General features: G+C 59.2%; 16 protein-coding genes. 3 read left to right on the forward strand and 13 right to left on the reverse strand.

Annotation, left to right across the window (positions count from 1 at the left end; all coding sequences use genetic code 11):
* Positions 1-9: 9 nt before the first annotated feature.
* Positions 10-873 (reverse strand): TauD/TfdA dioxygenase family protein, encoded by an 864-nt coding sequence (locus HWW83_RS19075; protein ID WP_033651693.1) that lies wholly within the window; start codon positions 871-873, stop codon positions 10-12.
* 95 nt (positions 874-968) lie between these two features.
* On the reverse strand, positions 969-1,937 hold the full coding sequence (gene pvcA / locus HWW83_RS19080) for an L-tyrosine isonitrile synthase (RefSeq protein WP_033641821.1): 969 nt from the start codon (positions 1,935-1,937) through the stop codon (positions 969-971).
* A 212-nt stretch (positions 1,938-2,149) separates the two neighbouring features.
* Between pvcA and HWW83_RS19085 the strand changes: the two genes are divergently transcribed.
* Positions 2,150-3,055, forward strand: a complete 906-nt coding sequence (locus HWW83_RS19085; RefSeq protein ID WP_223525040.1) for a LysR family transcriptional regulator — start codon at positions 2,150-2,152, stop codon at positions 3,053-3,055.
* Between the two features lie 271 nt (positions 3,056-3,326).
* On the opposite strand, the gene ispH is transcribed toward HWW83_RS19085, so the two are convergent.
* From ispH to ribF, 5 genes are all read right to left on the reverse strand, one after another.
* Positions 3,327-4,280: a 4-hydroxy-3-methylbut-2-enyl diphosphate reductase gene (ispH, locus tag HWW83_RS19090; protein WP_033641819.1), complete on the reverse strand. Its 954-nt coding sequence runs from the start codon at positions 4,278-4,280 to the stop codon at positions 3,327-3,329.
* Positions 4,261-4,731, reverse strand: a complete 471-nt coding sequence (gene fkpB / locus HWW83_RS19095; protein ID WP_016929135.1) for an FKBP-type peptidyl-prolyl cis-trans isomerase — start codon at positions 4,729-4,731, stop codon at positions 4,261-4,263. The genes ispH and fkpB overlap by 20 nt, the downstream gene beginning before the upstream one ends.
* A 1-nt stretch (position 4,732) precedes the next feature.
* Positions 4,733-5,242, reverse strand: a complete 510-nt coding sequence (gene lspA / locus HWW83_RS19100; RefSeq protein ID WP_025301524.1) for a signal peptidase II — start codon at positions 5,240-5,242, stop codon at positions 4,733-4,735.
* Between the two features lie 13 nt (positions 5,243-5,255).
* Positions 5,256-8,072: an isoleucine--tRNA ligase gene (gene ileS / locus HWW83_RS19105; protein ID WP_096242803.1), complete on the reverse strand. Its 2,817-nt coding sequence runs from the start codon at positions 8,070-8,072 to the stop codon at positions 5,256-5,258.
* A gap of 156 nt (positions 8,073-8,228) precedes the next feature.
* Positions 8,229-9,167, reverse strand: a complete 939-nt coding sequence (gene ribF / locus HWW83_RS19110; RefSeq protein WP_033641817.1) for a bifunctional riboflavin kinase/FAD synthetase — start codon at positions 9,165-9,167, stop codon at positions 8,229-8,231.
* A 390-nt stretch (positions 9,168-9,557) separates the two neighbouring features.
* Here ribF and rpsT point away from each other — a divergent pair, with 390 nt between their 5' ends.
* Positions 9,558-9,821: a 30S ribosomal protein S20 gene (gene rpsT / locus HWW83_RS19120; protein ID WP_004932960.1), complete on the forward strand. Its 264-nt coding sequence runs from the start codon at positions 9,558-9,560 to the stop codon at positions 9,819-9,821.
* A 71-nt stretch (positions 9,822-9,892) separates the two neighbouring features.
* On the opposite strand, the gene nhaR is transcribed toward rpsT, so the two are convergent.
* The 4 genes from nhaR to dnaK all read right to left on the reverse strand — a co-directional run bounded on the left by nhaR (position 9,893) and on the right by dnaK (position 15,531).
* On the reverse strand, positions 9,893-10,792 hold the full coding sequence (gene nhaR, locus HWW83_RS19125; protein ID WP_004932962.1) for a transcriptional activator NhaR: 900 nt from the start codon (positions 10,790-10,792) through the stop codon (positions 9,893-9,895).
* Between the two features lie 192 nt (positions 10,793-10,984).
* Positions 10,985-12,151, reverse strand: a complete 1,167-nt coding sequence (gene nhaA / locus HWW83_RS19130; protein WP_033651695.1) for a Na+/H+ antiporter NhaA — start codon at positions 12,149-12,151, stop codon at positions 10,985-10,987.
* A 235-nt stretch (positions 12,152-12,386) separates the two neighbouring features.
* A complete protein-coding gene (gene dnaJ / locus HWW83_RS19135; protein WP_004932969.1) occupies positions 12,387-13,511 on the reverse strand; it encodes a molecular chaperone DnaJ in 1,125 nt (374 codons plus the stop codon).
* A 106-nt stretch (positions 13,512-13,617) separates the two neighbouring features.
* Positions 13,618-15,531, reverse strand: coding sequence for a molecular chaperone DnaK (gene dnaK, locus HWW83_RS19140; protein ID WP_033641815.1), 1,914 nt, complete (start codon positions 15,529-15,531; stop codon positions 13,618-13,620).
* Between the two features lie 325 nt (positions 15,532-15,856).
* Between dnaK and satP the strand changes: the two genes are divergently transcribed.
* Positions 15,857-16,456 carry an acetate uptake transporter gene (satP, locus tag HWW83_RS19145; protein WP_033644189.1) on the forward strand — a complete coding sequence of 200 codons (600 nt, stop codon included), beginning with the start codon at positions 15,857-15,859 and terminating at the stop codon, positions 16,454-16,456.
* Positions 16,457-16,500: 44 nt separating this feature from the next.
* Here satP and HWW83_RS19150 read toward each other — a convergent pair whose 3' ends face one another.
* A complete protein-coding gene (locus HWW83_RS19150; protein WP_033641814.1) occupies positions 16,501-17,808 on the reverse strand; it encodes an MFS transporter in 1,308 nt (435 codons plus the stop codon).
* Between the two features lie 124 nt (positions 17,809-17,932).
* Entirely contained in the window at positions 17,933-18,520 is a 588-nt protein-coding gene (gene mog / locus HWW83_RS19155; protein WP_015376607.1) for a molybdopterin adenylyltransferase, read from the reverse strand.
* Positions 18,521-18,564: the final 44 nt, after the last annotated feature.

Below are 18,564 nucleotides of genomic sequence, written 5' to 3' on the forward strand. Positions count from 1 at the left end.
ATGCTCCTTTTAAGCTTCTGCGTTGGCCGGCTTCAGCGCCAGATTGGCGCACACCGGATTGCTTTGAATATGCACGCGCTGCAAATGACGCGCGGAACGGGCGGTAAAGCCCTCGCGACCGTGCAGCAGCGAGAAGTTGTCCGCGACCACCACGTCACCCTGTTGCCACTGGTGGGCATAATAGTGACGCGGATCGTACAGGTGCTGCTGCAGAGTACGGTGGAACTGTTCCTGCTGCTGCGCCGGCACGCCGTGATATTCCAGCGCATGCTGGTTGAGGAATTTTTTTCCCTCCGTCGGCGGTTCATTGTAGCGCATGATCAATCCTCTGCCGTTCGGGTGCTGCACCACCAGCGGCGAACAGACTTCGCCGCCGTAATGCACCACCTGCTTGATGCGGTAGGTGATAGACACCGACAGCCACTGCTCCAGCAACGCTTCGTCCGCATTGGCCAGCAAGCGCGTGGTGTCGACGAAGGTGGTACATCCGCCTTCGTCCGGCGACGGCGCCGCCACGCAGTGGAATAACTGGAACTCGGGGATGGTCGGCTTATACATGCCATCCCAATGCAGCGGGACGTAGCTGCTGTCGAAGATATGATCCTTGGCGTCCGGATGTTCCTTCACGTCCAGCACCGCACCGAACGGCCACATCATGATCTCGCCCCACTGTTCGGCATAGCGAGTCAGGACTTCCGGCTCGCTGAAACCGGAGTCGAATCCGCGCAGCACCAGCAAGTGGTGCTCCTGCGCCAGCGCTCGCAGCGCCGCCACCGGCAGCTCGCTGACCTTTTGCCCCGGATGCTGCGGCGTCAGGATCGCGCCGAACGGGGTGTTCGGTTGAATGTGGCAATTAAGTGGTTGGTTGTTCATGGTGATTCTCCTTGCATCGAATGTGCTGCTCACACGGCAACGTGCCGTCAAAAAGGCGCCCGTCAGGATTTCGGGCGCAAAAGCATGCAGCGGCCTCAGGCCATCTGCGGTTGTTCGATCAGGTAATGGCTCGGCGTGCCGCGGATCTCAACCAACTCGCCGTCCAGGCTCTGCGCGTCTTTACGCTTCATCAGCACGAACTGGCCGTTCACGTTGGCCGCCACGCCATGCCACGGCGTCAGCCAGTCGTCTTTGGTCGGCATCATGTGGATGCCTATCTTCAGGCTGTCGGCCGGCTGCGGGTGAATCGACAGGCGGATCGCCGCCGGGAAATGCTGGGCCAGCAGGTTGCCCCAGGCCCAGCTGCGCTGGATAACGCCGCAGGCGCGCCGTTTGGCGTCTTTTTGCAGCGCGGCGTTGGAACCGCTGTAGCCCGGCAGGAGGCTGTCTTCATACAAGAAGCGCGTGATGGCGCGATACAGCATTAATCCCTGCTCGTCCTGCATCAGCTGGCGCTTGATCGCCTCTTCCGATTCGGCATAACCGTCCACCAACAGCCGGCGCAGCAGATCGTAGTCATCGGTATGCTCCGCCAGGCCTTTGACATCGCCAAGGTTGAACACGCTCAGGTGAGTTGCGCCCACTTCATGCAGCAGGTTTTCAATCTCTCGTTGATAATGGTTGATCGCTTCGTCGCTGACGCGGATCAGATCGCCGAACACGTGGCCGTCGGAACAGATAACGATATGCGCGCCCGGCGGGTAATAGAGTTGAATGCGCTGGCACAGCGAGTTGAGGAAGATCAGCGACAGCCGCTCCGCCATGTCCGGCACCGCGCCTATCACTTTATTGGCGTTGGGTGACTTGGTCGGAAAAGCCGGCAGCACGAATTCGATGCGCTGGTCGTTTTCAATGAATGCCCGAATGCGCGGCAATTGCACCTGAGTGACCTGCCGCTCCTCTTCAGCCAGAGAAGCATCGTCGGCGATGAGGCGACGTCGATATTGCAATAATTCACGTAGGATTTTTAATGCTATCTCTTCTTTTTTCTGTGCGCTATCCACAATGAGCTCCTGTTGCGATGTGGCGCGGGTGTATTATTGGCAAGCGCAATAAGATTTATCAAAAAGAGATAAAGCGCATGCAAAATAATAATCAGCCCGGCGTTTATATGCTTCAGGCAATATAGGAAAGATGGTGCTATATTATTAGCCCGTATAACTCACAATCTAGGTTAAGTTGTGCTTAACAAACTATGAGCAATATTTTAAAACGCATGGCCATTTTCTCAAAAGTGGTCGATTGTGGCGCATTCAGCATGGCGGCAAAAGAATTGGGCATGACGACATCGGCCGTCAGCCAGCATATTCGCCAGCTGGAGGAACATCTGGGTATTCAATTACTGTTGCGATCGACGCGCTCATTGAGCCTGACCGAAGCCGGATTGTGCTTTTATGAAGATTGTCTGCTGATGATCCACGCCGCCGAGCGCGGGCAACAGCGGATCGCCGCGCTGCGCGGCGAGCTGGTCGGTGAACTGCGCGTCGCCACCTCGACCGAATTCGCCACCCATTATCTGGTGCCGGCGCTGCAGAGCTTCCTCGACGAACACCCGCGCATCACGCTGCGGTTGGAAATCCACGATGAGAGAATAGACCTCATCGCGCAACGCATCGATCTGGCGATACGCGGCGGCGCGCTGGCTGACTCCAGCTACGTCTCCACGCGGCTGGCGCGCTGCCGCGAAGTGCTGTGCGCCTCCCCGGCCTACCTGGCGAACTACGGGGTGCCGGATTCGCCACAGGCGCTGACGCAACATCACTGGGTCACCTTTACGCCGCTCGGCAATCCGCAGTTTGTTCGCCTGATCCATCGCGACGGCGGCGAGCACCGCATGCGCATGACCGGGCGACTGTTCACCAACAGCGGCATGGCGATGAAGGAGCTGGCGCTGACCGGCAAAGGCATCATTCGCAATTTCTTCGCCAACGTCGAGCGAGAGTTGCGCAGCGGCGAGCTGATTGAAATATTGCCCGACTGGCGATTACCGGAAATTAATTGCTATGCCATTATGCCGCGACGGGAGATCCAGCCATTAAAAGTCCGGCGATTGCTGGAGCATATGAAGCTCTATTTAAAGGAGAAAGGATTAAACGACCTAGAACAGATTCGACAAGAATAAAATAAGAAACATCTGCAAGACCACTATTGTAATTATTGTAATCACGTTGACGACACCAGGCCCTATTTAGATTGCAGCCTAATGATATTCTATTTAATGACTTTATTCAGCCTATATAATTAATGACGCCACCGCTATTTCAAATACTCAGAATAAATTTGGCTTTAGTTAGCAGAAAATTTGAATATGCTCAGCATTTTATTTTTAATGCCGTTGGCATTCCAAAAAAAACGGGAAGCCTAAGCTCCCCGTTGTCATTCGCTCACGCACCTCAGTCAATCTGCCGGACGTCCACGCGCAGCTCTTTCGGCACTTCGAACACGATGTTCTCTTCACGCCCGCTGATTTCATGCACGTCGACACCGCCCAGCGCTTTCAGGCGAGAGATCACCTCCTGCACCAGCACGTCCGGCGCCGAAGCGCCGGCGGTGACGCCGATGTTGCGCGCTTCGCTCAGCCAACTTTCCTGAATATCCGCCGCCGAATCGATCAGATAAGCCGGTTTGCCCACGCGCTGCGCCAGTTCGGCCAGACGGTTAGAGTTGGAAGAGTTCTTCGACCCCACCACCAGCACCACGTCCGCATCGCCGGCCAGGTTACGCACCGCTTCCTGACGGTTGGTGGTGGCGTAGCAAATGTCATCCTTGCGCGGACCGATAATGCTCGGGAAGCGCTGACGCAGCGCATCGATCACGTCCGAGGTATCATCAACCGACAGCGTGGTCTGCGTCATGAAGCACAGGTTGTTTTCGTCTTTCACCTGCAGCTTCCACACGTCTTCCGGCGATTCGACCAGGTACATGCCGCCCTGCGGGTTGCTGTACTGGCCCATGGTGCCTTCCACCTCCGGGTGCCCGGCATGGCCGATCAGAATCGCTTCGGTGCCGCGGCGGCTGGCGCGCGCCACTTCCATATGCACCTTGGTCACCAGCGGACAGGTGGCGTCGAACAGCATGGTCAGATCGCGCGCCTTGGCTTCGGCGCGCACGGCTTGAGACACGCCGTGCGCCGAGAAGATCAGGATAGAGCCGTCCGGCACTTCGGCGATCTCTTCGATAAACACGGCGCCACGCTCACGCAGGCTGTCGACCACGTAGCGGTTGTGCACCACTTCATGCCGTACGTAGATCGGCGCGCCATACAGCTCCAGCGCGCGTTCCACGATGCTGATCGCACGATCAACCCCGGCGCAGAAGCCGCGCGGGTTAGCCAGCAATATTTGCATGCGTCTCCTCCTGCTGCGGATCGATCTCCAGCACTTCGATGTCGAAGGTCACCGGATGGCCCGCCAGCGGATGGTTGAAATCGACGGTGATCGAATCTTCCGCCACCGCGCGCACCACGCCCGGCATTTCGCTGCCGTCAATCGCGGTAAACAGCATGATGGTGCCCACGTCCGGCACGCCGGTTTCCGCGAAGTCGCGGCGCGAGAAGAACTGGACCAGATCCGGGTTCTCCGCGCCGAACGCCGCTTCCGGCTGCAGGGTAAAGGCGCGCTTGTCGCCCGCGCGCAGGCCGAGCAGCTGCTCTTCCAGCGGCGCCGACAGGCTGCCGTCACCCAGGCGGAACAGCGCCGGTTTGCCGCTGCTGCGGGTGGATTCGGCGGTCGAACCGTCTTCCAGTTTCAGCGTAAAGTGAACCAGCACCGCGCTGTCACTGATAACCTGAGCCGTCATATTACTCACCTTTGCTCTTTGCGCCTTTGTTCGCCGGCGACAGGAAACCTTCCAGCACGATCATCGCCGCGCCCACGCAGATAAAGCTGTCCGCCAGATTGAAGGTCGGGTAGTGCCAGTCACCGACGTAAAAGTCGATGAAATCGACCACGAAACCGTGCCACAGGCGATCGAACAGGTTGCCCAACGCCCCGCCGATGATAAAGGCGTAGGCGATGTTGTTCAGCTTCTGCTGCGCCGCGCTGCGGTACATCATCACCAGCAGCACCGCGACGATGGCGATGGCGATGCCGGCGAAGAACCAGCGTTGCCAACCGCCATGATCGGCCAGGAAGCTGAACGCGGCGCCGTAGTTGCGCGCGTAAAACAGGTTGAACGACGGGATCAACGGCTGGGACTGGCCCAGCGTAAAGTTAGCGAGGATCCACTGTTTGCTGCCGAAATCCAGCGCCAGCACCGCCACTACAACCCACAGCCAACGCAGGCCGGTCGAACAAATTGGTTTACTCATCAGGCGCAAGTTCTCAGGCAAAGTTACGCTTCTCGCCGTCACCGGCGACGTTGCTCACACAGCGGCCGCAGATGTCTGCATGCTCCGCCACCAGGCCGATATCGGTGGTGTAATGCCAGCAGCGCGGGCACTTCTCACCTGGCGCCGTGCTGAAGGCGATCTTCAGCCCTTTCAGCAGCTCGGAGGCCTGCGCGTCGGCCGGCGCCTCCGCCAATGGCGCAACGCTTGCCGCAGAGGTCAGCAGCACAAAGCGCAGCTCATCCTGCAGGCTGTTCAGACGCGCCGCCAACTCGCTGTCGGCATACAGCGTCACCGCCGCTTCCAGCGAACCGCCGAGGCGTTTGTCCGCACGCGCCTGCTCCAGCACCTTGTTCACTTCGCCGCGCACTTTCAGCAGCTCAGCCCAGAAAGCGTCGTTCATCGGCTCGCCTTCCGCCAGCCCGAACAGGCCGTCGTACCACTCTTCGGTGAACACGTACTGCGCGCGTTTGCCCGGCATGAAGCCCCAGATCTCGTCTGCGGTGAACGACATGATCGGCGCCATCCAGCGCACCAGCGCTTCGACGATGTGATACAGCGCGGTCTGGCAGCTGCGGCGGGCGACGCTGTCGCTCTTGGCGGTGTACTGACGATCCTTGATGATATCCAGGTAGAAGGAGCCCATCTCGACCGAACAGAACTGCATCAGGCGCTGCACCACTTCGTGGAAATCATAGTTGGCATAAGCCTGCTCGATATCCTGCTGCGCCGCCAGCGCGCGGCCGACCGCCCAGCGATCCAGCACCACCATGTCTTCCGGCGCCACGCAATCGGTGCTTGGCTCGAACCCGTTCAGGTTGGCCAGCAGGAAGCGCGCGGTGTTGCGGATGCGGCGGTAAGAGTCGGCGGAACGCTTGAGGATCTCGTCGGACACCGCGATCTCGCCGGTGTAATCGGTCGACGCCACCCACAGACGCAGAATGTCGCCGCCCAGCTTGTTCATCACGTCCTGCGGGCTGACGGTGTTGCCGATCGACTTGGACATCTTGCGGCCCTGGCCGTCGACGGTGAAGCCGTGGGTCAGCACTTCCTTGTACGGCGCCTTGCCCTTCATCGCGGTGGAAATCATCAGCGATGACATGAACCAGCCGCGGTGTTGGTCGGAGCCTTCCAGATACATGTCGGCGCCGTGGCCGTTGAATTCAGGACGCACGTCGACAACGGAGGCGTGGGTAGAACCGGAATCGAACCACACGTCCAGCGTATCCGGCACTTTCACGTAGTCAGCGGCTTCCGCGCCGAGTATGTCGGCCGCGTCCAGATCCCACCAGGCCTGAATGCCGTCTTGCTCAACGCGCTTGGCCACTTCTTCCATCAGCTCAACGGTGCGCGGGTGCAGCTGCTCGGTCTCTTTGTGCACGAACAGCGACATCGGCACGCCCCAGGTACGCTGACGCGAGATGCACCAGTCCGGGCGGTTGGCCACCATCATTTCGATGCGCGCTTGGCCCCAATCCGGGATCCACTGCACGCCCTTGATCTCTTCCAGAGACTGCTGACGCAGGCCTTTCTGATCCATGCTGATGAACCATTGCGGCGTGGCGCGGAAGATGATTGGCGTCTTGTGGCGCCAGCAGCACGGATAGCTGTGCAGGAACTTCTCGACGTGCAGCAGCGCGCCTTTCTCGCGCAGCAGATCGACGATCAGATCGTTGGCCTTGAAGACGAACTTGCCGTCCAGCAGCGGGTAGGTGCCGGTCAGGTAGCAGCCGTTCGGCCCTACCGGGTTGGCCACTTCCAGGCCGTATTTCTGGCCGATCACGAAGTCGTCCGGGCCGTGACCCGGCGCTGTGTGCACCGCACCGGTACCGGCGTCCAGGGTCACATGCTCGCCGAGGATTGCCGGCACGTCGAAGTCCATGAACGGGTGTTTGAAGCGCAGCAGCTCCAGATCGGCGCCTTTGCAGCTGCCCAGCACCGTCCACTCGGTGATGCCGGCGCGTTTCATCACGCTTTCCACCAGTTCGGCCGCCAGGATCAGGCACTGGCCGTCAACCTGCACCAGTTGATAGGTGAAGTCCGGGTGCAGAGAGATCGCGCGGTTAGCCGGCAAGGTCCACGGCGTGGTGGTCCAGATAACCAGCGAAATGGCGCCGTTGAAGTGGCTCACGCCGAACTTGGCCGCCACGGCAGCCGCGTCGGCCGCATGGAAGGACACGTCGATCGACGGCGAAGTCTTGTCGTAATACTCCACTTCCGCTTCCGCCAGCGACGAGCCGCAGTCGGTGCACCAGTGAACCGGCTTGGCGCCTTTCAGCAGGTGGCCGTTGCTGATGATCTTGCCCAGCGCGCGGATGATGTTGGCTTCGGTTTTGAAGTCCATGGTCAGGTATGGACGCTCCCAGTCGCCCAGCACGCCCAGGCGGATGAAGTCCTTCTTCTGGCCTTCAACCTGCTCGGCCGCGTATTCGCGGCACTTCTGGCGGAACTCGGCCGCCGTCAGCTTCTCGCCCGGTTTGCCGTACAGCTGCTCAACCTTCAGTTCGATAGGCAGGCCGTGGCAATCCCAACCCGGCACATAAGGCGAGTCGAAGCCGGCCATCCCTTTCGACTTGATGATAATGTCTTTGAGAATCTTGTTAACCGAGTGACCAATGTGAATGCTGCCGTTCGCATACGGAGGGCCGTCATGCAAAATGAAGGTTTTTTTGCCCTTTTTGGCAGTACGAATAATCCCGTACAGATCCTGTTCATACCAACGTTGCAGCATGCCAGGCTCGCGCTTGGCGAGATCGCCGCGCATCGGGAACCCTGTTTCCGGCAAGTTCAGGGTATTCTTGTAGTCACTCATGAGATTCTCGTTTCCGTTTTCGGCTATTTACCCGTCACACTTCAAGCTGCATCTTTGTCGGCCGCCCTTTCTCACCCGAATCACTTGCCTGTGCAAGCTCATCGGGGTTCGCGCGGTTGCCGCCGCGATGCAACTCGAATTGTTTAGGGTAAACGATTAAACCAGTGTTTTTAACCCGAAGAACTTCCGGGCCGTCACCACATCATTGGCGATTTGCTGCTTCAGGGCATCGAGCGAAGCAAACCGTTGTTCATTGCGCAATTTTGCGCGGAGCACCACCTCAATATGGCGCCCGTAAAGATCCATTGTGACATCCAGCAGATGCACTTCCAGCTGCTGGCGCACGCCGGCGACGGTCGGGCGCGTGCCGATGTTGGCCACGCCCGGCAGCGGCTGCGGCCCCAGGCCGTACACCTCCACCGCATACACCCCTTTCACCGGCGCCACCAGGCGCTTGAGCGGCAGGTTGGCGGTCGGGAAGCCGATGGTGCGGCCCAGCTCATCGCCGTGCACCACGCGCCCGGAGATGCTGTACGGGTGGCCCAACAGGGTCTCCGCCAGCGGCAGATCGTCCTCGCTCAGCGCAGTGCGGATCGCCGTACTGCTGATGCGCCGGTCGCCTTCGCGGAAGGTCGGGGTGCTGACCACGTCGAAGCCGTACTCTTTTCCGGCCTGCTGCAATAGCGGAAAATCGCCCTGACGCCCGGCGCCAAAGCGAAAATCATCCCCCACCATCAGGAATTTGACGCCGAGCTTCTCCACCAGCAGCTCGGCGACGAACGCCTGCGCGGTGTTGGCGGCAAAACGCGGATCGAACTTGACGCACAGCAGGTAATCAACGCCCGCCTGCGCCAGATAGTTGGCCTTGTCGCGCAGGCGCGTCAAACGGGCCGGCGCCTTGTCTGCGGCGAACATCTCCAGCGGCTGCGGCTCAAAGATCATGACCATCACCGGCAGCCCGAGGCGTTGCCCTTGTTGCTTCAACTGCTCCAGCAGCGCCTGATGACCGCGGTGTACGCCGTCAAAGTTGCCGATGGTGAGCACGCAACCATGGTGGCGCGCCCGGATATTGTGAATGCCGCGAATTAGCTCCATAGCTGGCTCAAAACAGTGGAAATCGGCGGATTATACCTTGTACAGCCGGTAAGGTTAACCCGCGATTGGTGCCTTTATGTAATAGACATACCATACCGGAGATAATCTGCGCGTGAAACGGCTTCACCGCAGTTTATCCCGCGCCGCCGGGCCGATTCTCGACCGCGGCCAACGGCTTGCGCCCGCCGCGGCAAATCATTGGCGAATTTTCTCGCGAAACACTGTATTCCCAAGAGCGAAGCTGGTAAAATCCTGCGCCATCACAACGTAGCGAGTGCCGCCTGTACAAACGGCGCTTATTTGCACAAATCCATTGACAAACGAAGGCTAAAAGGGCATATTCCTCGGCCTTTGAATTGTCCTCAATAGAATATATTTGGGAGTTGGACCTTGGCTAATATCAAATCAGCTAAGAAACGCGCCGTACAGTCTGAGAAACGCCGCAAGCATAACGCAAGCCGTCGCTCAATGGTGCGTACCTTCATCAAGAAGGTAGACGCAGCTATCGCAGCTGGCGACAAAGAAGCAGCACAAAATGCATTCCTGGTAATGCAGCCACTGGTGGACCGTCAGGCAGCTAAAGGCCTGATCCACAAAAACAAAGCAGCGCGTCATAAGTCAAACCTGACTGCACGCATCAACGCAATGCAATAAGCATTTCGTTATCTGCTTGATAAAAAAACCGGCTCAGGCCGGTTTTTTTACGCCCTGCGTTCAGTGAAACGCTAACAGGAAAACAGCGCCGAGAAGTCTTTGTTGCACACGCGTTGCACCGCCGGATGCTGGATCATGCGCTCGGCGAAGATAATGTAATACTCCTCCTGCACGCTGTCGATGCGCCCAATCTCCACCACGTTGTCATCGTTGTAGGTATCCTGCGCATACAGCGTCGGCGCCACGAAAATCGCGTTGTGGTACATGCCGAAGGCCTTCATCAGCGCCGCATCGTCGAACTCGCCCAGGATCTCCACCTGAATGCCCTGCGTATTGAACCAGTTAAGCAGCTTGCGCCCCAGCATCGAGCGGCGGCCGGGGATCAGCAACTTACGCTGCTCCAGGCAGGCCGGGAACGGCAACTCCGGCGCCGGCTGGCGGCAGAAGAAGCTGATGCCGCACTCGCCCAGCTTCAGCGAGAACAGCCCTTCCTGCTGGCTGGAGTCCACCGGGCAATCCGACAGGATCATATCCAGCTTGTGCTGGCTGAGCTGCTCCAGCAGCATCTCGTGCGTCGATTCAAAACAACGCAGGTGGATCTGCTCGTTGTCCACCACCACCGCCGTTTCCAATACCTGGCTGACCAGCCGCTTCGACAGCGCATCCGCCACGCCGACGTCGAACAACAGGTTGGACTCTTTGCGGTAGTTGACGATATCCAGCATTTCCTGGCTGAGCATGAACATCTTGTCGGCATAGCGGAACACCAGCTGCCCCAGCTCCGAAGGCACCAACCCGCGCCCCTGGCGCTTGAACAGCTTGCCGTCCAACCGCTCTTCCAGCGCTTTGATCTGGCCGGTGATGGTCTGCGGCGTCAGAAACAACGCTTCAGCGGCACCGACCACGGAACCGGCCTTGCAGACCTGCCAGAAATAGTAAAGGTGATTAAAGTTGATATGCGACATCCTCACGAGCGGCTCTCCTTAACAACGTTTCGCAGCGGCAAACGGTGTGCCGTGACGAGCGACAAACTTCCTTTCCCTGCTTCAGACAACGTATAGCCCCATTAGTCCCAACGAAGAACGGCCGAAGCTGCACATATTTTATACCGCACAGCTCCGACCAGCCATTTTATTGTGCGCCCCTGCCGGGCACCGGCAGGATTAACGCACGCGCGGCAACGCCAGACGCAGTAATCCGTACCCCGCCACCGCCGCGGCGGTGGAGCCCAACAGGATCCCCAGACGGGAATAGGTGCTGAGCGCCGCATCGGCCTCGCCGAACGCCAGCGAGGCGATGAAAATCGACATGGTGAAACCAATACCACAGAGCACCGAAACGGCAAACACCTGTTTGAAGCCGATCCCCTCAGGCAAGCGGGCAATGCCCATTTTCACCGCCAGCAGGCTGAAGAGGAAAATCCCCAGCGGCTTGCCGATAAACAGACCGGCCGCAATCCCAACCGGCAGCAGCGAGGTCAATCCCTCCAGCGATACGCCCTGCAGAGAGACCCCGGCGTTGGCGAAAGCGAACAGCGGCAGGATCATGAACGCCACCCACGGGTGCAGCTCATGCTCCAGCGTTTCCGACGGCGATGGCCCCTTCTTCACGTTCAGCGGGATCATAAAGCCGACGATCACCCCGGCCAGCGTCGCGTGCACCCCGGACTTGAGGATCGCCACCCACAACACCAGGCCGACCATCATGTACAACGAGGTTTTGCCCACGCCGCGCCAGTTCATCACCGCCAGCAGCACCGTCGCCGCGGCCGCCACCCCCAGCGCGATCATCGACACTTCGTGGGTGTAGAACAGCGCGATGATGATGATCACGCCCAGGTCGTCGATGATCGCCAGCGCCAACAGGAACACTTTCAGGCTGGTCGGCACGCGATTGCCCAGCAAGGCCATGACGCCCAGCGCAAAGGCGATATCGGTCGCGGCCGGGATCGCCCAACCCTGGCGGGTAACTTCATCCGCGCCGTTGAACAACAGGTAAATCAGCGCCGGCGCCAGCATGCCGCCCAGTGCGGCGATCGCCGGAAACACCGCCTTGTCACGCCCGGACAGTGAGCCTTGCATCAGCTCGCGCTTGACCTCGAGCCCCACCACCAGGAAGAAGATGGCCATCAGCCCGTCGTTGATCCACAGCAGCAGCGGCTTGGCGATCTCCAGCGAAGCTACCTTCACCATCACCGGCAGGTTAAGGAATGCCTGGTAGATCCCCTGCGCCGGGCTGTTGGCCATGATCAAAGCGACGATCGCCGCCGCGATCAGGATGATGCCGCCCGCGGCTTCCTGACGTAAAAATTGACGAATGATGTTGGTCACAATACGTCTCTCCAAATCTGAGCAAGGCGTAGCGCCCTGCGAAGCACAGTCATGAAGTGAGTATAGAGGGCGTTTTAGTTCGAAAAAATAAGTTTATAAATGCTAAACAGCTCGAAAAAACCGATAAAAAGCACGAATAAGTCACATTTATATAAGGGATTAGCGGTTTGGCGCGCAAATAAAAACCCCGGGACAGAAGCCCGGGGTTCGCGCATAAGCTAACAGAAACAGAAGGTTAGCGAGTCAGATCGTCAAAGAACTTTTTCACCCCGTCGAAGAAGCTCTTCGAACGCGGGCTGTTCTTGTCGCCGGACGGGCCGCCAAGGCTCTCTTCCAGCTCACGCAACAGCTGCTTCTGCTTGTCGTTCAGATTGACCGGGGTTTCCACCACCACGCGACACAGCAGGTCGCCCTGGCTGCCGCCGCGCACCGATTTCACGCCCTTGCCGCGCATGCGGAACAGCTTGCCGGTTTGGGTCTCCGAAGGCACCTTCAGTTTCACCCGGCCATCCAGCGTCGGCACTTCAATCTCGCCGCCCAGCGCCGCCATGGCAAAGTTGATCGGCACTTCGCAGTACAGGTTGTTGCCTTCACGCTCGAAGATCGGGTGCGCCTTCACCTGCACCTGAACGTACAGATCGCCCGCCGGTGCGCCGTGCTCGCCGGCTTCGCCTTCACCCGCCAGGCGGATGCGATCGCCGGTATCCACGCCGGCCGGAATTTTCACCGACAGCGTTTTGGATTTTTCTACCCGGCCGTGGCCATGGCATTTGTTGCACGGATCTTTGATGATCTGACCGCGGCCATGGCAATGCGGACACGCCTGCTGCACGGTGAAGAAGCCCTGACGCATCTGCACCTGGCCCTGACCGTGACAGGTTGGGCAGGTGACCGGCGAACTGCCCGGCTTGGCGCCGCTGCCGTGGCAGACGTCGCACTCTTCCAGCGTCGGGATGCGGATCTCTTTGGTGACGCCACGTACCGCTTCCTCGAGGGTCAGCTCCATGTTATAGCGCAGATCGGAACCGCGGCTGGCGCGCTGACGGCGGCCTCCGCCAAAGATGTCGCCAAACACGTCGCCAAAGATATCGCTGAAGTCGGCGCCGCCGCCAAAGCCGCCGCCGCCCATGCCGCCCTGTTCAAAGGCCGCGTGCCCGTACTGATCGTAAGCCGCGCGTTTCTGGTCGTCGGTCAGGACTTCGTAAGCTTCTTTAACTTCTTTAAACTTGGTTTCGGCGTCTTGCTCCTGGTTGCGGTCAGGATGGTATTTCATCGCCAGGCGTTTGTACGCCTTTTTGATCTCACGTTCATCCGCCGTCTTGCTGACGCCGAGAATCTCGTAATAGTCTTTCTTCGCCATTCTTTCGCTTACCCTTAACATGCGTGCACGGGCGCAGAGTTGCCTCGACGCCCGTGCTGGTTTCCGGGAGCGGCATCTCGGCCGCCCCGTGCCCGCTTAAGGGCGATTATTTTTTGTCTTTAACTTCTTCGAACTCGGCGTCAACCACGTCGTCTTCTTTCTGCGCCGCGTTGTCCGCGCCGGCGTCAGCACCCTGCTGAGCCTGCTGCGCCTGAGCCATTTCCAGCAGCTTGCCGGAAACCTGCACCAACGCCTGGGTCTTCGCTTCGATCTCGGCTTTGTCTTCGCCTTTCACCGCCGCTTCCAGATCTTTCAGCGCCGCTTCGATCGCCGTTTTGTCTTCCGCCGGCAGTTTGTCGCCCGCTTCTTCCAGCTGTTTGCGCGTGCCGTGGATCAGGTGATCCGCCTGGTTGCGAGTCTGTACCAGCTCTTCGAACTTGCGGTCAGCTTCAGCGTTCAGCTCGGCGTCGCGCACCATTTTCTGGATTTCGTCCTCGTTCAGGCCAGAAGACGCCTTGATGGTGATCTTCTGCTCACGACCGGTGTTCTTGTCTTTGGCAGACACGTGCAGAATGCCGTCGGCATCGATGTCGAAGGTGACTTCGATCTGCGCCATGCCGCGCGGTGCCGCCTGGATGCCGTCCAGGTTGAACTGGCCCAGAGATTTGTTATCGCTGGCGCGCTTACGCTCACCCTGCAGCACGTGGATGGTGACCGCAGACTGGTTGTCTTCCGCAGTAGAGAACACCTGGCTGTGCTTGGTCGGGATCGTGGTGTTTTTGGTGATCAGCGGCGTCATCACGCTGCCCATGGTTTCGATACCCAGCGACAGCGGGGTAACGTCCAGCAGCAGAACGTCTTTCACATCACCGGCCAACACGCCGCCCTGTACCGCAGCGCCCACGGCAACCGCTTCGTCCGGGTTCACGTCTTTACGCGGCTCTTTGCCGAAGAAGTCTGCGACTTTCTTCTGCACCATTGGCATACGGGTCTGGCCGCCCACCAGGATCACGTCCTGGATGTCGGAAACCGACAGGCCTGCGTCTTTCAGCGCCACTTTCAGCGGCTCGATGGAGCGCGCCACCAAATCTTCAACCAGCGACTCGAGTTTGGCGCGAGTCACCTTGATGTTCATGTGTTTTGGACCGGTCGCATCTGCCGTGATGTACGGCAGGTTAACGTCGGTCTGCTGAGCGGAAGACAGTTCGATCTTCGCTTTCTCGGCGGCTTCTTTCAGACGCTGCATCGCCAGCGGATCGTTGCGCAGATCGATGCCCTGATCTTTCTTGAACTCTTCCACCAGGTAGTTGATCAGACGGCTGTCGAAGTCTTCGCCGCCCAGGTGGGTGTCACCGTTGGTCGCCAGCACTTCGAAGGTTTTTTCGCCGTCAACGTCGTCGATTTCGATGATGGAGATATCGAAAGTACCGCCGCCCAGATCATAAACCGCGATGGTGCGGTTGCCGACTTCTTTGTCCAGGCCGTAGGCCAGGGCCGCCGCGGTCGGTTCGTTGATGATGCGCTTGACTTCCAGACCCGCGATGCGGCCGGCGTCTTTAGTCGCCTGACGCTGGGCGTCGTTGAAGTAAGCCGGTACGGTGATAACCGCTTCAGTTACCGGTTCGCCCAGGTAATCTTCCGCCGTTTTCTTCATTTTCTTCAGCACTTCCGCAGAGATCTGCGGCGGAGCCATTTTCTGGCCTTTCACTTCCAGCCAGGCGTCGCCGTTGTCGGCTTCGATGATTTTGTAAGGCATGATCGCTTTGTCGCGCTGCGCTTCTTCATCCTGGAAGCGGCGGCCGATCAGGCGCTTGATGGCGAACAGGGTGTTTTCAGGGTTGGTCACTGCCTGACGCTTAGCCGGCTGGCCAACCAGAGTTTCACCGTCCTGGGTATATGCGATAATAGAAGGAGTGGTGCGGTCGCCCTCGGCGTTTTCCAGCACGCGTGCCTTGGCACCATCCATAATTGCTACGCAAGAGTTGGTAGTACCCAGGTCGATACCAATAATTTTGCCCATCTAAACGTCTCCACTAAAAAATTCATAAGTCAGTCAGGTTGCTAACCTATATGCGGGCGATTTTTTGCTTTTCAACTGCCCGATATCTCAGTGCGACCCGCGGTTAGCAGCTGCGGTTGCAAATAAGATGGGGCCATCCAGCTCGGCATCAAGGGGCAAGGCAAAAAAAATTTCTTTTTTTATCGTCATTCAGATCATTGTTTCCGGCTGCGGGGATCATTATGATGCGCGCGCTCTGATGGAAAACTTCGATTTTTTGGCCATTCAGACCATTTATGATTTTACTTCGCTGTTTCCGTTAATTTTCTGTTATCGCAGAGGACTTATGCACACCAACAAGTTGGCGAATCCCGGCCCTCTCGGCCTGATGGGCTTCGGGATGACCACCGTCTTGCTGAACCTGCACAACGCGGGCTTTTTCCCACTGAACTCCGCCATCATCAGCATGGGGATTTTCTTCGGTGGCCTGGCCCAGATCCTGGCCGGTCTGCTGGAGTACAAGAAGGGCAACACCTTCGGCATGACCGCATTCACCGCCTACGGCAGCTTCTGGCTGAGCCTGGTCGGCCTGCTGCTGCTGCCGCGTTTGGGCCTGGCGGAAGCCACCGAGGCGCACGTGTTGGGCATCTACCTGGCGCTGTGGGGCGTCTTCACCCTGTTCATGTTCTTCGGCACCCTCGGCGCCAACCGCGTGCTGCAGTTCGTGTTCGCCAGCCTGACGCTGCTGTTCGCCCTGCTGGCCGTCGGCAACATCACCGGCAACCACGCGCTGCTGACCTTCGCCGGTTATGAGGGCATCATCTGCGGCGCCAGCGCCATCTACCTGGCGATGGCCGAAGTGCTCAACGAGCAATACGGCCGCACCGTGCTGCCGATTGGCGAACCGGCCTCGGCCCGCGTCGCGGCATCGCCGGTCACGGCGTAATCGCCCGCCCCTGACGAAAAAGCCCTGCAATGCAGGGCTTTTTTTTAGCTATAGGAACCGGCTCGCCGCTCGCCGGCTTCGCTGTTCAGGTCGCGATGCAGGTAGACACCGAGCAGCAGCCCGATAAGCGACAGCGCCAGCACATAGTAAGCGGGCGCTAACGGGGTTAATTTCATGATCAGCGTCACAAAAATAGGGGTTAAACCGCCAAAAATAGCGTACGAGACGTTATATGAGAACGAGATGCCGGTAAACCGCACTTCCGCCGGGAAAGCCCGCACCATCACGTACGGCACGGCCCCCACCACGCCTACGCTGAAACCCACCAGCGCATAGCAGGCGAACAGCATTTCCGGGCGCACGCCCACCGTCTGATAGAACAGCCAGCTGCAGCCGGCCAGCAGCAAACTGCCGACCACCAGCGTTTTGCTGGCGCCGAAGCGATCGGCCGACAAACCGGCGACGATGCAGCCGGCGATCAGCATGATGGTGGCGATGCTGTTGGCCTGCAGCGTCAGGGCCGGCGCAATGCCGAACTGTTTTTGCAGATAGGTCGGGGTCATCAGGATCACCACCACGATACCGGCGGAGAGCAGCCAGGTCAGCAGCATCGACACCGCCACTTCCCGTTTGTGGTTGAGCACCACCGATTTCAGCGGCAGCTCCTCGGCCAGCGCTTTGCGCGCCTGCATCTCGATGAAGATCGGCGTTTCCTGCAGCCAGCGGCGCAGGTACATCGCCACCAGGCCGAACATGCCGCCCAGCAGGAATGGAATGCGCCAGCCGCCGCCGGCAATGCTCTGCGGGCTAAGCGTGGTGTTGATCACCGTCGCCACCACCGATCCCAGCAGGATGCCCACCGTCAGCCCGGCGGTCAGCGTGCCGCAGGCGAAACCGATGCGCCGGCGCGGCACGTGTTCGGCGACGAAGACCCAGGCGCCCGGCACCTCACCGCCGATCGCCGCCCCCTGCAGCACGCGCATCAGCAGCAGCAACAGCGGCGCGGCGATGCCGATGCTGGCGTAGGTCGGCAGCAGGCCCATCGCCAGCGTCGGCAACGCCATCAGCAGAATGCTCAGGGTAAACATCTTTTTGCGGCCGACCAGATCGCCGAAGTGCGCCATCACGATGCCGCCCAGCGGGCGGGCCAGATAGCCGGCGGCGAAAATGCCGAAGGTTTGCACCAGCCGCAGCCATTCCGGCATGTCCGCCGGGAAGAACAGGTCGCCGACCACGGCGGCGAAGAATACGAAGATAATGAAGTCGTAAAACTCCAACGCGCCGCCCAACGCGGCCAACGTCAGCGTTTTGTAGTCTTGCCGGTTCAGCCGGCGATTAGTGTCGTGAGGCATAGGGCACCGTCGGTAAAGGCTGTAAAAATAAAAGCCGCAGGCTTTCTGTAAAAGAATCCTTACTATAGCGGCAAATTATTTTCACACCAAACGGGCTGAAGCCGATCTCGCAGATTGCTGAAATTTAGAGGTTTATCTCGCGACGCGCGCTCTTTGGCCGAAATGCTGCTACCACTGCGGCATGCGTTTCGACATAAGGCCCGTCGAGCAGCTGAATGCAATAAGGCACGCTGGCGAAGATGCCGTGCACCACCGCATTGCCCTGCTCGTCCTTCACCCCTTCCAGCGTTTCCTTGATCGACTTTGGCTGGCCGGGCAGATTGATGATCAGCGCCTGCTTGCGGATCGCCCCCACCTGGCGAGAAAGAATTGCCGTTGGCACATAGTGTAGGCTGATCTGACGCATTTGCTCGCCGAAACCGGGCATCACGCGATCGGCTATCGCCAGCGTGGCGTCGGGGGTGACGTCGCGACGCGCCGGCCCGGTGCCGCCGGTGGTCAGCACCAGATGGCAGCCCATTTCGTCCACCAGCTCACACAGCGTTTGCTCAATTTGCGTCTGCTCATCGGGGATCAGCCGGGTTTCCAGCTTGAACGGCGTCGCCAGCGCGCCGGCCAGCCACTCCTCCAGCGCCGGAATGCCTTTATCCTGGTATACGCCGCCGGAAGCGCGGTCAGAAACGGAAACCAAACCAATACGTAAAATATCCATGCGTAACCTCTACAGCCTGATGGGGTCCGAACGGGTTCGTCTCC

Source organism: Serratia ureilytica, from assembly GCF_013375155.1.
GTDB classification, from domain to species: Bacteria; Pseudomonadota; Gammaproteobacteria; order Enterobacterales; family Enterobacteriaceae; genus Serratia; species Serratia ureilytica.

What these genes read in the sequence shown, in the direction of transcription:
- HWW83_RS19075 (WP_033651693.1), bottom strand. Translation starts at nt 873, where the DNA reads ATGAACAACCAACCACTTAATTGCCACATTCAACCGAACACCCCGTTC.
- HWW83_RS19085 (WP_223525040.1), top strand. Translation starts at nt 2,150, where the DNA reads ATGGCCATTTTCTCAAAAGTGGTCGATTGTGGCGCATTCAGCATGGCG.
- ispH (WP_033641819.1), bottom strand. Translation starts at nt 4,280, where the DNA reads ATGCAAATATTGCTGGCTAACCCGCGCGGCTTCTGCGCCGGGGTTGAT.
- fkpB (WP_016929135.1), bottom strand. Translation starts at nt 4,731, where the DNA reads ATGACGGCTCAGGTTATCAGTGACAGCGCGGTGCTGGTTCACTTTACG.
- lspA (WP_025301524.1), bottom strand. Translation starts at nt 5,242, where the DNA reads ATGAGTAAACCAATTTGTTCGACCGGCCTGCGTTGGCTGTGGGTTGTA.
- ileS (WP_096242803.1), bottom strand. Translation starts at nt 8,072, where the DNA reads ATGAGTGACTACAAGAATACCCTGAACTTGCCGGAAACAGGGTTCCCG.
- ribF (WP_033641817.1), bottom strand. Translation starts at nt 9,167, where the DNA reads ATGGAGCTAATTCGCGGCATTCACAATATCCGGGCGCGCCACCATGGT.
- dnaJ (WP_004932969.1), bottom strand. Translation starts at nt 13,511, where the DNA reads ATGGCGAAGAAAGACTATTACGAGATTCTCGGCGTCAGCAAGACGGCG.
- dnaK (WP_033641815.1), bottom strand. Translation starts at nt 15,531, where the DNA reads ATGGGCAAAATTATTGGTATCGACCTGGGTACTACCAACTCTTGCGTA.
- satP (WP_033644189.1), top strand. Translation starts at nt 15,857, where the DNA reads ATGCACACCAACAAGTTGGCGAATCCCGGCCCTCTCGGCCTGATGGGC.
- HWW83_RS19150 (WP_033641814.1), bottom strand. Translation starts at nt 17,808, where the DNA reads ATGCCTCACGACACTAATCGCCGGCTGAACCGGCAAGACTACAAAACG.
- mog (WP_015376607.1), bottom strand. Translation starts at nt 18,520, where the DNA reads ATGGATATTTTACGTATTGGTTTGGTTTCCGTTTCTGACCGCGCTTCC.